This is a genomic window from Cupriavidus cauae (genome assembly GCF_008632125.1).
Taxonomy (GTDB): Bacteria; Pseudomonadota; Gammaproteobacteria; order Burkholderiales; family Burkholderiaceae; genus Cupriavidus; species Cupriavidus cauae.
On record NZ_VWRN01000014.1, the window covers coordinates 84530 to 96059 of the forward strand.

Here is an 11530-nt window from a genome sequence, read left to right on the forward strand (position 1 = left end):
CCTCAAGCGAGTTGGATGGCGGCAAAGCGCGCCGCGTTGGTGGAAGTCGCCGCCTGCACGACCAGATGGGATTTGCCGGCCACGGTCACGGTGTCGCCAGCGGCCACTCCGAAGCCCGGCACGGCAAACACGCCTTGCAGCTCGCCCCATATCGAGAACGGACGAGTCGTCGCGCAGTCATAGAGGATCGCCGGCAGCAGCGGGCTCGCGCCGCTCGGCAACTGCGTGAGATTGCCCAGGTCGTAGCGCCCGGCGCTGTTTTTCCTGGTCTCCAACGACATCGCCCAGGGCCAGGCGCGACCGGTGTAGGTCGTATCGAAGCGGTTGGTGCCGACCCAGCCGCCGCTCGGTTGCAGGAGCGCCGCGCTGTAGCTGCCGTATTCACCATCGTTGCGCCAGAAGGCGCTGCCCGCGATGTCGAGATCCGAACTCTGGTAGTTGTCGCCGCGCGACGTGTTGGCCCCGATGAATAGCGGGTACGGATATTGGGCCGGGGTGCCGTAAGGCAGGATGAAGCCCGCGTAGAGCGCGCCCCAATACGCCGAGGACTTCGCCACCACGATGAAGCGCCGGCCGTTGGCGACGAACCAGTAGCTGATCGCGCTGTTGAAGAGCGGCATCCTCGGCACGATGCCCAGCGAACCGGCGCCCGAGAGCAGGCTGCCCGGCTGGCCCTCGGGTGTGTTGATCGAAACGATGCTTTGCCAGGACTGTGACCCGAGCACCCGGATCGAATACGCGGGTGCCGCACCGTCGGCGAACAGGCAAACCTGCACGTAGATCGCATCGCCCGCCGAGGAACCTGGGCCCCGCAGTTCGGCCAGATCCCGCTTCGCGTCAAGCGTGAAGGTGTCACGGCGTAACAGCGTCCAGGCTTCGCCCCCGGCGACCAGGGTCGCGTCGGAGGTCAGAAACGTGATCAGCTTGTTGAACAGGTCGGCGGCATTGGTTGCGGTGCCAGAAGTCCAGGCCATTCTTATCTTCCAAGGATGTTGCGAACGGAGGCGGCATTGCGCTGGATGAGGTTCATCACCACGCGCTCGCCGGCGCTGCTGTTGAGGTAGTCGGCCGCCATCGCCGGGTCGATGACATTGACGATGCGGATGTTCTGACCCGGGGCTGGCTGCGCGGGGGCTTCCGGCACGAGGCCGCCAGCGGCAAAGGCCAGACGACCACCAGCCACACGGGGCCCGGCAGACAAGCCGTTGATGGCATCCAGGAACGACAACCCGAGCCGGCTCACCGCGTGGGCATTGACCACGTACTCGCCGTGGGAGAGGCGCGCCGGGATGGAGTCGCTGGTCGATGTGCCAGGACCGGTCACGTAGCCCCCGGAGGCAAAGCCGAAGAACGACGAGATCAACGCGCCCAAGCCTCCGGCACTGCCTGCCGTGCCACCGCCCATCAGGCTGCCGAACAAGGCTTCGGCCAGTTTCTGCGAGGCGATGCGGTTGATCGTCTGCAGCACGGATCGCCCGAAATCCGCGAATGCGTCCTTGGCCGACTTGGCGCCGCTGCCGATGTCCTGGAACAGTTGCGCGAAACCATCCTGCACCGCGCCGTCGATGGCCACCGCCACGTCGTCGACGACCAACTTCACCTGCGCGATCTCGTTCTTCCACGCTTGCACCCGGGCGACGGCGTCCGGGCCAATGGCTGTGGCGGTAGCCTCCAACTGCGGCAGCAGAGCATCGAGCGATTGGCCGGTCTGCCGGTGCAGCGCAAGGATCTGCTGGCGGGCCTGGGATTCCGTGAGGAGCCCGGACTGACGCTGCAGATTGATCGACTCTTCAGACGCACGCATCCGCGCGAGCGTGTCGTTGAACTGGCGCTCGTACTCGGCGAGGTCGGCGGCCGATGCTTTGACGTCGATCAGCCGACCGACGGTGGCCGCCCCTTCGGTGTCGCCCTCGGCACGGAGCCGCTCGATCAGGGGCTGGTACTGCCGCTCGATGGCTGCGCGCCGGTCCTGGCTGGTCGCCGCACCCGTGAGATCGAGCAGTTCGTCGCGCACCTTGGCGAGCTCCTCGCGCAACTCGCGCTCGGCCTGGACGGCTTTGCGGGCATTGGCGACCTCGACGTCCGCGCGCTTGTGGTTGAGGACGGTCAACTCGCTCTCGAGCTTTGCGACTTCTCCTTTCGCTTTGATGCGTGCGGGCTCGTCCTTGCCCGTCTTTTCCAGCCGCTGCTGCTGCGAGAGCGACACCTGCACGCGCCGGATTTCCGCATCGATCTCCTGCTGCTCGATCCGGGTCTTGGCCGCGTAGTAGTCTTTCAGCGAAATCAGCCGGTCTTCGAGCGCCGCGTCCAGTTCGCGCGCCTGGCGATCCAGCGCATCCTTGAGGATCTTGAATTCGGCCTCGGCCTGCGCCTGCACGAGTTCGAGCTTGGCCGCCTCGACCCCCTTGTCGGGTGTCGGCTTGGCGGGTGGTTGTGGACGGCCGAATACGCCAGGCTGGTTCTTATCGGAGGAGCGGATGCGGCCGGCAATGGCCTGTGCGACCTCCCCGACGTAGTCGCGCGTCACGGCATCGCGCACGGCCCCCGCCAGTTCCTGCCCGAAATCTCGTACCTCGCCGAGCTGGCGGCCGAGCGCGGCGCGCAGCGACTGCATCGAGAAGTCGCCGCTGAAGGCCGCTGCCACGTCCTGGCCCAAGGCCTTAGCCAGTTCCCCGATGTCGGAGAAGGCATTGCGAAAGCGCTCGACCATGAAGGCAGCCGTGACGCCGACGACGCTGCCGACCGCGTTGAAGGCGCCGATGACGACATTGACCATCGTTCGAATGGCAGATCCGATGGCTCGGAGCGCATCGACCATCACCTCGCGGACGCGCGCCCAGCTCAGATTGTTGGCGCCGACCAGCCGCCCCAGGGCGCTGACGACGTCGCCGACCTTCTCGACCACCAGGTCCCAGGTGGCGCTGATGATCTGTTTGATCGAAGCGGTCTTGCCGCCGAACTCGACCACGGCGTTGCGCGCCGAATAGAGGGCCCCGGCCAAAAGCGTCACCGTGGTCACGATCACGCCGATGGGGCCGCCCAGGAGTGCCAGCACCCCGCGCAACAAACCCGCCGCGCGACCGAGCAGCGACGTGGAGGCCACCGCCTGAGTCACGGCACCGGTGGCGGCGGTGGCTTGCAGCCGGGCCTTTGCCGCATCGACGACCAGTGCGCTGGTGGCGAGGCCTTGCGCCCGCGCCTGGGCCAAGGCCGCATCGGCGAGGCGGACCCGTGCCAGCGCCTCGGCTTCCAGCGTGCGCAGGTTGGCACGCCGCGCCGCCGCTTCCGCTCGGGCGGCGGCGATGCTGGTGGCAAAGGCGCCCGCCATCCGGCCGAAGGCGGTAACCAGAACGACCCCCGCCAGATCGATCAGCAGTTCGAGATGCTGGGCGACGAGTTGGATCGCCTGCGCCAGACCTGCGGTCAGGCCGGAGCTCGCGTCGCGCTCGCCGAAGGCGCGCAGAAAGGCGTTCTTGAGACGGGTGAGCGCACCCGACACCGTATCGGGCAGGCTGCCGTACTCCTCGGCGAGCCGGCCACGCTGCTTGAGCAAGGCGTCGAGCACGGCCTTGGACGTGATCTTTCCTTCCTGCGCCAGGGCCCGCAGCGAGCCGAGCGGCACGCCCATGCCATCGGCGATGGCCTGCGCCAGACGCGGTGTCTGCTCGATGACCGAATTGAATTCCTCGCCGCGCAGTTGTCCCGAGGCGAAGGCCTGGCCCAACTGCAACAGCGCCCCGGCCGCGGCCTCGCTGGAGGCGCCGGAGAGCGATACGGCCTGTCCGATGGCATCGGTCGCCGCCAGCACGTCCGCCTGCGAACGCCCCAGCGCCTGCACCGAGGGCGCCAGCCGCGCGTAGAGCGTGACGGTTTCGGCGAGCGGTGCGCGGTTGCGCTGCGCGATCTCGAACAACGCCGCGTCGGCGCGGTTGAACTCCTCCTGGGAGGTGACCGCGAGCCGCAGGCGCGCCTGCAGGTTCTTGTACTGGTCGGCGACCTCGACCAGTTCGCGCACACCCAGTCCCACACCGATGGCACCGCCGATGCGGGACAGGACTTCTCCCACCTGGCCTGCTTCGCTGCGCAGGCGCGAGAGGCTGCCCTGGACGGACTGGAAGGCGCGTCGCGTCTCATCGACGGCGGTGATGAGGATCTGCGCGCGATTATTCGCCATTGCTCAAACCTTCGACATTGCCTTGCTGATGGCCGCCGTCAGGCGGGGAAGATCGACCCGCACCGAACGGGTAAGGTCGAAACGTTTCTTGAGGGTCACGCGCCGCACCAGCATGGCGACAGGAATCTCCTGGCCACGCTTGATGCGCTTGGCGCCGGTGCGCTCCCGCTCGGCGCTGCGGAAGCGCGCCAGCGGCCGGGCGTTCTCGCCGATGTTCTCGGCCATTAGGATCTGCTGGCCGTTCTTTTCGACGAACCAGGCATTGCCGGATCGCATCAGCGCATCGATCACCCGGGCAAACGCCTTGCGTCCGATACGCCGGTGTTGCGGCAGCAGCGGGATCAGCATCCGCCCCCGAATCGTTCCTCCCTGTTCGTGCAGGCCCAGCCAGGACACCTTCGAGCCGATGTAGAGCGCCGGAAATTCCGTGGCTTTACGGTCGAACACCTTGGCGTGCATCGACCGGAGGAACTTGGGACTTGCAACCTTGAAGCTGGCGCGCATTTCGCCCCGCACCCGCTCGGCCATCTCTTTGCCGGAATCCCGCATCGCGCGGGCGACGGCGGTGTGGATCGTTTTGTGGGTATCGGTTTGCCAGGCGTTGAAGCGACGACGATCCAGCAAGCCCTCAGCGACCAGATCGATCTTCATCGCGCATTCCCTGTTGGAGTTCGGCCTGGAGCTGACGGATGCCTTCGCGGTTGCCCTGGGCGGCGGTGGTCATGACCGCGAGCTGGGTGGAGAGCCGTTCGCGCTCGAGACGGCTGTCGGCGGCCAGAAACGCGTTCAGCTGGCCCAGCGTGTAGCCGAGGATGTCCGGGTAGCGGTGGCCACTGCGGATCAGGCGGGCGATGGCGTCGCTCCAGCCAACCGTCCGCTCAGAGACTGCGCGAGCGTGCTGACCTTCGGCGCGACCCGGTGCACGAAAAAATCCGCGTTCACCTCGAACACCGTGGCGGCGAGCGTGATCGCGTCGTCGAGCGCCAGCGCGTCCACCCATTCGCGCGGCTGACGGCTGGCGAGCGCCAGCGCAGCCAGCAAGGCGTCGCCGTAGTCACAGAGCAAGGCGAGCCAGTCCGGTTCGCCCGTCAGCTGCTCGGCAAAAGGCCGCACGGCCTTGAGCATCGCGGGCAGCTCGCCGATTACCAGCGGGCTGATCGTCAGGCGCTGCCCGGCGATCTCCAGGGATTGGGTTTGCGGGACGAGAACATCCAGGTCAGAGGTGGTCATCGTGTACTCCTCACAGCAGCACGATGCGGCCGAACTGACCGAGGTCGCCGGCAGCGGGCTTGAGCGTGTCCGCCAGCACCTGTCCGGAAAGCTCGAACTTCAGCAGTTCGTCGGTGATCACCGACAGTTCCTTGGCCGGGTTGATCGCCACGCGGTACAGGTCGATCACCACCTCGCGGTTGCTGTCGGCGATGTTCAGGCCTTCGAAACGCACCCAGCGCTCCGGCAGCGGCTGCGTGAACAACGCGGTGGATTGCGCGGTTCCATAGGCGTAGTCGACCTTGAACGGCTCCACGTAGGGGCCGCCCGTCGTCTTGTCGTTGATGACCAGCGATCCGTGCTTCGCATTGAGGCTGTACTGGGCGGCGGGCAGCGTCTTGGGCGTGCCCGAGGCGTCCTTGACCACCACAGAGGAGACGTTCTGCTTGGCGAGCAGGTACAGGCTTCCTGCCGTGACCGGGTTGGGCAGTGCCTCGGCCGTCACCGTGCCGCTGACCTGTTCGATGGTCGTGCCGTAGAGCGCCAGGCCCAGATTCACCGCGATCAGCTCTTCCAGCGTGCAGGCGAATTCGCCCTTCTTGGTCTTGATCAGCTGCAGGTCGGTCAGGCGTTGTCCGCTGGTCGATTCCTGATGTTCCAGCGTTTCCACCGACAGCGAGACCTTGAGCTCGGGCACGTTGCCGACAAAACTCAGCCCTTGCGGGTTGCCGGCAGCGTCGCGGGCGCCGATGTAGACACGGCCTTGTCCAGAGAAATACGGCATGGTCAGTCTCCCTTGCGTGCGGTGAATTGCGGTTTGACGCCCGGCTCATCGGGCGCCTCGGTAGGTTTGGCGACGCCGCGTTCGATCAGCCAGCGTGCGGTGGCCTCGTCGACGTCGAGGCGCGTGCCGGGGACGCACTGCACGCCGGCATGGGTGTGGGGTTTGATGAGTTCAACGGTCATGGCAAGTCATCCTTTCTGGGTCAGGTCCATGGCATGGGTGCGGTAGCGGATCTCGTAGCGGGCCGGCAGCGCGACGGCGCCAGCGTCGGCATCCTCGGCATCCCACTCGGCATCGACCTCGTGCAGCAGGAGCGCGAGGCCGCCGAGGGTCGCGTCAGGCATCAGCGCCGAGTGGGCGTCTACCATCGCCCGGTCGGCCTGGTCGAACGCGTCATCGCCGCGCGCCACCACGGTGAGGCGCAGCGTCAGCACCCGGTCGACGAGGTGGTTGGCGTAGCCGGTGATGCGGTCGCTCTCGGCGAAGAGCAGCAGCGCGGGGCTCGCGTCGCGGGTGACCGGCACGGCCGGTTGTCGCAGCACTGGAACGGGTGCGACAGCGGCCGACAGACGGGCCACGACCTCCCGCAAGATGCGCTCACGGATGGAGTTCATAGGCAGAGTCCTCAAATGCGGGTGAGATCGGCACGCCGCTCGCTGCCATCACCGATGGCCCGCACGTCGCGCACGCGGTAGCTCGTGCCACCGATGCTCACGACCTGGCCCACGGCCAGATCGGGCAGAGCCGAGGCGAGGAAGCGCATCGTGTAGTCGGTGGAGAGCGCGAGGCCATCGAGCACGGTCTCGTCCGGGGCAAGGAAGTCCACCATGACGATCTGCCCGCCGACCTCTGCATCCACCAGCAGCCCCGCGTCCGCGGCCGCCGCGTACAGCTCCTCGACGCGCACCATTAGACGGTCAGCTTCACCAGCACGCCCGGGCGGTGGCACATGGGCAGCGGGTTCGACTGGGTGTGCAGGTCCGTGCCCCGGTCGAACTTGCGCGGCTCCTGCTTGGCATACAGTGGCTGGCCGACCGTGTTGACGGTCTCGTTGAAGTCCGCCGGCGCGAAGTAGGTGCCGAAGGTGTCGATGGTGCCCAGCGGAAAGGCGTGCGCCTCACCGGCGGCGATGAAGCGGCGCGCGGTGCCGCTGGCGTCCGTAGCCTGGCCCCGGTACTCCTCGAAGGTGATGCCGCCGTAGGTGAAGCCGCGACGGATGTCGTTGATGAGGATGGCTCCGTTCTGCCAGTTCTCGAACGCCTTCTCGACCTTGGCGTGGCCGGTGAGCGCGGCGAAGAACTCCGGCGAGCACAGGCAGTGGACGCCGTTCATGAACTCGCCCTTGAGGTTTTCCTCGATGGTCGCCAGCACCGTGCCGCACTTGGCTTTGACGTTGGTGCCCGCCGTGCCTAGCTCGAAGGACACCGTCTGCTGCGCGATCTCGAAGGCATCGAACAGGTCGTAGAGCACCGAGCCGTCCGCGTCGAGGATCACGCCCTTGAGCGCGCCGACACGCAGGTGCTCCAGCGTGATCGCGTGCTTGTTGCGCATCGTCTCCAGATGGCGCGCGACCACGCCCGCGACCGTCTCGGTTTCGGTTTCCGAACCGAAGGCGCGGATGCCTTGCACCTCCTCGGGCAGCACCACGTCGTCGTGCGGGATGTGCGGCACGACGAAGGAGCGCAGCTTGCGCTTGCCGCGCACGCCGACCGTGCCGGGCGAACCCGGCGGCAGCGTGGGCAGCAGGTTGAGCACGCCGTTCATTTCCTCGACGACGATCTGGCGCTGGCGCACCGGCTTGGGTGGCATCAGGTTCAGTTCTTCCAGGCGCCCGTAGCGGTTGGGCAGGATGTTGATGGCGGCGGTCAGCGCGGCCATCGAGAATGCGGGATTGCTGAAGGGGTTATTCATGGTCAGGCTCCTTGACGGACGAGCACGCCCAGCGCCTTGAGCTGCGCCACGACGCTGAGTTTTTCGGCGTTGGTGATGGCCGCGGGCCACACGAGCGCGTGGTCGGCGACAATGGCGTGGCGCGCGACGATCAGGCCGTCGTCGCGGTCGGCGAGCGTCGCGTCGCAAGCTTGCAGCAGCACGCCGGCGGCGACCTGCGTGCCGTCGGTGGCGGACGGGTCGATCCGTGTGACTTTTCCGGTGGCGGTGACGATGCCGATGACCGCGCCCAGCGGCAGGTTCTGGCCGGAGGCGACCGTGACGCGGTCGCGCGAGTAGAGGTTGGGCGCCTCAAACTTGAGCAGGTCGCCCAGATTCAGCGGTTCGGCGAGAACGGACATTTCAGATCTCCTTCTTGGTGGATTGCGCCGCGAGCTGCTTGGCCGCGTCGATCAGCGGATTGCTGGCCGCAGGACGCGCGGCATCGGGCGCGATGCGGCTGACGATTTCGGGACTGGCCTCGGCCTGCGCCGCGAGCAGTCGGCTGCGCACCTGGGCGGGCGCGGTGTTGGTTTCGAGGAAGCCTGCGATCAGGTCGGCGCGACCGGCGAGCGTGCAGGTCTGTGCGATCTCGATGGCCTCAAGCACACTCAACGTGGTGCCGGCGGACGGTTGAGGAGGACTGCCAGCAGGATCAGCAAGAGGCCGATCAAGAGCAGTGGGGTCGGATCGTTCATTCATGGAAGACTCCATCGGGTGGTTGCGAAAATGGCCCCCAAGCTGCGCCTGCGGCTCGCTGCCCCCCGAGGGGGCGCGCTTGCCTTGGGACGGCCCGGCGGCGCGTAAGCCCGCTTGGCTGGCCGGAGTCACCAGAGTCGGGAGTGGGGAAAGCGATTGCGTGAGCTGGGCGAGCGCGTCGTCGAAACCTCCGACGGCATCGGCCAGTCCGGTGGCGACGGCATTCGGGCCGAAGAACAGGCCGGCTTCGGTGGCGCGCACGGCACCCGCGTCGAGGCCGCGATGGCGCGCGACGGTCTCGACGAACAGCTCGTAGACGCGATCCACCTCGGCCTTGAGCACCGCGTGCGCGGCGTCGGAAATCGGCTCGTGCGGGTTGAGGTCGTTCTTGCGCTCGCCCGCGAACACGGCGGTGTAGCGAACGCCGTCTTTGGCGTCCTTGGCGGACTGATCGACGTGCATCGCAATGACGCCAATCGAACCGACACCACCGGTGCGCGCGACGAACACGCGGGTGGCGGCGGACGCCAGCGCATAGGCGGCCGAGAATGCCATGTCGTTGGCCACGGCCCAGACCGGCTTCAGCTGCGACGCCGCCCGGATGCGGTCGGCCAGATCGAACACGCCGCCCGACTCGCCGCCCGGTGAATCGATGTCGAGCAGGATGGCCGCGACCTCGGGGCTGGCGAGCGCGGCGTCCAGTTGCGCGGCGATGCCGGCGTAGCTGGCGAGGCCCGACTCGGCTTCGAGGCCAGAGGTGCGGCGCACCAGCGTGCCGTGGATCGGGATGACAGCGACCTTGCCGCTGACCGGCGTGGGCGCGCGCGCCGTTGGCGTGTAACCCACGGGCGCGGCGAGATCGGCGAGGCCGATGCGTGCGCCGAGCACGGAGAGGATGACGTCGAGTTTCGGGCGATGGATCGCCAGCGGCACGCCGAACAGGCGAGCCGCCAGATGAGGCAGCACGGTCATGGGAATCCTTCGGGGAAAGCGGTCAGGCGGAGGAGTCGCCGCCGGTGGCGTCGGGCGCGATGGCGTTGCGGTTGGGTTCCGCCCCATCACGCACATTCGCGCCGTCCTTCGACGTGTAGCGAGGGTCGGAATCGAAGATCAGGCCGAGGTCGTCGGCGCGCTTGTTGTCTGCGGCGATCTCGCGGTCGACGTCTTCGGCGTCGTAACCGTTGGCCGAGATGGCTTCCGAGCGGCTCATCAGGCCCGCACGGATCGCCAGCAGCATGGCCTTGTATTCCTTCTCGGGATCGACCCACTGCCAGCCCTGCGGAATCCACTTGGCTTGCAGGTACTGGCGGCGGCGCGCCGGCCCACCGCGCGCGAAACCCGGCGCATCGAGCGAGCCGGCGAGCACGGCCTGCTTCATCCACGTCGCCCACACCGGGCGACACATCTGATGGACCAGCACCGAGTGCTGCACCATCTCGCAGCGGCGGCGGAACTCAAGCAGTCCGGCGCGGATGGACGAGTAGTTCACGCCCGTCAGGTCGCCGGTCAGTTGCTCGTAGGTGATGCCGATGGCGGCGGCGACCGCGCGGAACTGCGTGCGCAGGAACTCCGAATACGAGCCGCCCACGTCCGCCGGATCGGAGAACTTGATGTCCTCGCCCGGCTCCAGAATCTGCAGCGTGCCCGGCTCCAGCCCGGCGAGCGCGATGCCGTCGCCATCGGCCGGGCCTTCGCCCATCAGGTTGTCCTCGGGGTTCTGGCGCGTGACGAAGCCCGCGAACATCGCGGCGGTCTTCTTGCGCACCAGTTCGGCGTCGTCGTACTGGTCGAGTTCGTTGAGCTTGACCAGCGCGCGCGACAGCCACGGCTCGCCGCGGATCTGGCCGGGACGCAGCACGCGGTAGAGGTGGATGACCTCGCGCGCGTCCACGCGCACGGTCTCCATCCCGCCCTGGCCCGACATCGGCGCGAGCCGTCCGTCCTCGGGGTGCGAGCGGTACAGGTGGTAGGCCACACGGCGGCCCAGCGCGTCGAACTCGATGCCCGAGCGCACCACGTTGCCGGAGGGCAGATCGGTGGTGAGGTGGATCGGCAGGTGCTCCGACTCCAGCAGTTGAAGCTGCAAGGGCACGACCAAGCCATCCTCGACACGGCGCGGCCGTAGCCGGATCAGGCATTCGCCGCCTTCGAGCATCGAACGGCAGGCCAAGGCTTGCAGGCCGTAGAAATCGGTTTGGCCCGCCGCGTCGGCTTCCTCGGTCCAGTCGCGCCACAGCGCCTGCACGTCGGCCTTGAAGTCTTCGTCGTCCGACAGGCTCTGCGGCTTGATGCCGGTGCCGACCGCGTTGGCGACGAAGGCGTCGAGCGCGGCCTGCGCCCACGCATTGCGGCGCACGAGGTCGCGGCTCTTGACGCGCAGGTCGGTGTGGGTGGCCAGCATCGCGGCGACCGCGCCGGGATTGCCGGGCATCCACGCCAGCGCGCGGCGGCCACGGCCGGCGGCTTCATGGACGGGCGATTGGCCGAACAGGCGGCGCACGGTTTGGGAGAACCACGCCATGTCAGAAGCCCTTGCCCGTGGTGACACGGATCTGACGCTTGGTGCTCCGACCGACGCTGCGCGCAAGTTCCGCTTCGACGATGCGAATAGCGACCTGCAGTTCCTCGACCGAGCGGTACTCGACCGTCTTGTCGCCGAAGCTCACGCGGCGCTCGCCAGTGGCCAGCGCGCGCTTGAGCGCATCGAGTTGGGTGGTGGTGTAGGTCAAAGGTCT

General features: G+C 67.5%; 13 protein-coding genes. All 13 read right to left on the reverse strand.

All coding sequences use genetic code 11. The features are described 5' to 3' along the window. Positions 1-2 precede the first annotated feature (2 nt). A complete protein-coding gene (locus F1599_RS03205; protein ID WP_053822747.1) occupies positions 3-974 on the reverse strand; it encodes a hypothetical protein in 972 nt (323 codons plus the stop codon). 2 nt (positions 975-976) lie between these two features. Beyond that, on the reverse strand, positions 977-4174 hold the full coding sequence (locus F1599_RS03210; protein ID WP_053822748.1) for a tape measure protein: 3198 nt from the start codon (positions 4172-4174) through the stop codon (positions 977-979). A 3-nt stretch (positions 4175-4177) separates the two neighbouring features. Continuing rightward, positions 4178-4825 (reverse strand): DUF6441 family protein, encoded by a 648-nt coding sequence (locus tag F1599_RS03215; protein WP_053822749.1) that lies wholly within the window; start codon positions 4823-4825, stop codon positions 4178-4180. A gap of 189 nt (positions 4826-5014) precedes the next feature. After that, on the reverse strand, positions 5015-5404 hold the full coding sequence (locus tag F1599_RS03225; RefSeq protein WP_053822750.1) for a DUF6631 family protein: 390 nt from the start codon (positions 5402-5404) through the stop codon (positions 5015-5017). Between the two features lie 10 nt (positions 5405-5414). Continuing rightward, positions 5415-6167 (reverse strand): phage tail tube protein, encoded by a 753-nt coding sequence (locus F1599_RS03230; RefSeq protein WP_060784898.1) that lies wholly within the window; start codon positions 6165-6167, stop codon positions 5415-5417. A gap of 2 nt (positions 6168-6169) precedes the next feature. After that, entirely contained in the window at positions 6170-6349 is a 180-nt protein-coding gene (locus F1599_RS03235) for a DUF7210 family protein (RefSeq protein ID WP_053822751.1), read from the reverse strand. 6 nt (positions 6350-6355) lie between these two features. Further along, positions 6356-6781: a hypothetical protein gene (locus F1599_RS03240; protein ID WP_053822752.1), complete on the reverse strand. Its 426-nt coding sequence runs from the start codon at positions 6779-6781 to the stop codon at positions 6356-6358. 11 nt (positions 6782-6792) lie between these two features. Continuing rightward, positions 6793-7077 (reverse strand): head-tail joining protein, encoded by a 285-nt coding sequence (locus tag F1599_RS03245; RefSeq protein ID WP_174782328.1) that lies wholly within the window; start codon positions 7075-7077, stop codon positions 6793-6795. Then, complete coding sequence (locus F1599_RS03250) at positions 7077-8078, reverse strand: major capsid protein (protein WP_053822753.1); 1002 nt, start codon at positions 8076-8078, stop codon at positions 7077-7079. Before F1599_RS03250 ends, F1599_RS03245 begins: the two co-directional genes overlap by 1 nt. 2 nt (positions 8079-8080) lie before the next feature. Next, positions 8081-8458, reverse strand: coding sequence for a head decoration protein (locus F1599_RS03255; RefSeq protein WP_053822754.1), 378 nt, complete (start codon positions 8456-8458; stop codon positions 8081-8083). Between the two features lies 1 nt (position 8459). Then, positions 8460-9767 (reverse strand): S49 family peptidase, encoded by a 1308-nt coding sequence (locus tag F1599_RS03260; RefSeq protein ID WP_053822755.1) that lies wholly within the window; start codon positions 9765-9767, stop codon positions 8460-8462. 22 nt (positions 9768-9789) lie between these two features. After that, on the reverse strand, positions 9790-11316 hold the full coding sequence (locus tag F1599_RS03265) for a phage portal protein (protein ID WP_053822756.1): 1527 nt from the start codon (positions 11314-11316) through the stop codon (positions 9790-9792). A 1-nt stretch (position 11317) separates the two neighbouring features. Further along, positions 11318-11524 carry a phage head-tail joining protein gene (locus tag F1599_RS03270; RefSeq protein WP_053822757.1) on the reverse strand — a complete coding sequence of 69 codons (207 nt, stop codon included), beginning with the start codon at positions 11522-11524 and terminating at the stop codon, positions 11318-11320. Between the last annotated feature and the right edge of the window lie 6 nt (positions 11525-11530).

Excerpts from the sequence above, each read along its gene's own strand:
- F1599_RS03205 (WP_053822747.1), bottom strand. The coding sequence starts at position 974 with ATGGCCTGGACTTCTGGCACCGCAACCAATGCCGCCGACCTGTTCAAC.
- F1599_RS03210 (WP_053822748.1), bottom strand. The coding sequence starts at position 4,174 with ATGGCGAATAATCGCGCGCAGATCCTCATCACCGCCGTCGATGAGACG.
- F1599_RS03215 (WP_053822749.1), bottom strand. The coding sequence starts at position 4,825 with ATGAAGATCGATCTGGTCGCTGAGGGCTTGCTGGATCGTCGTCGCTTC.
- F1599_RS03225 (WP_053822750.1), bottom strand. The coding sequence starts at position 5,404 with ATGACCACCTCTGACCTGGATGTTCTCGTCCCGCAAACCCAATCCCTG.
- F1599_RS03230 (WP_060784898.1), bottom strand. The coding sequence starts at position 6,167 with ATGCCGTATTTCTCTGGACAAGGCCGTGTCTACATCGGCGCCCGCGAC.
- F1599_RS03235 (WP_053822751.1), bottom strand. The coding sequence starts at position 6,349 with ATGACCGTTGAACTCATCAAACCCCACACCCATGCCGGCGTGCAGTGC.
- F1599_RS03240 (WP_053822752.1), bottom strand. The coding sequence starts at position 6,781 with ATGAACTCCATCCGTGAGCGCATCTTGCGGGAGGTCGTGGCCCGTCTG.
- F1599_RS03245 (WP_174782328.1), bottom strand. The coding sequence starts at position 7,077 with ATGGTGCGCGTCGAGGAGCTGTACGCGGCGGCCGCGGACGCGGGGCTG.
- F1599_RS03250 (WP_053822753.1), bottom strand. The coding sequence starts at position 8,078 with ATGAATAACCCCTTCAGCAATCCCGCATTCTCGATGGCCGCGCTGACC.
- F1599_RS03255 (WP_053822754.1), bottom strand. The coding sequence starts at position 8,458 with ATGTCCGTTCTCGCCGAACCGCTGAATCTGGGCGACCTGCTCAAGTTT.
- F1599_RS03260 (WP_053822755.1), bottom strand. The coding sequence starts at position 9,767 with ATGACCGTGCTGCCTCATCTGGCGGCTCGCCTGTTCGGCGTGCCGCTG.
- F1599_RS03265 (WP_053822756.1), bottom strand. The coding sequence starts at position 11,316 with ATGGCGTGGTTCTCCCAAACCGTGCGCCGCCTGTTCGGCCAATCGCCC.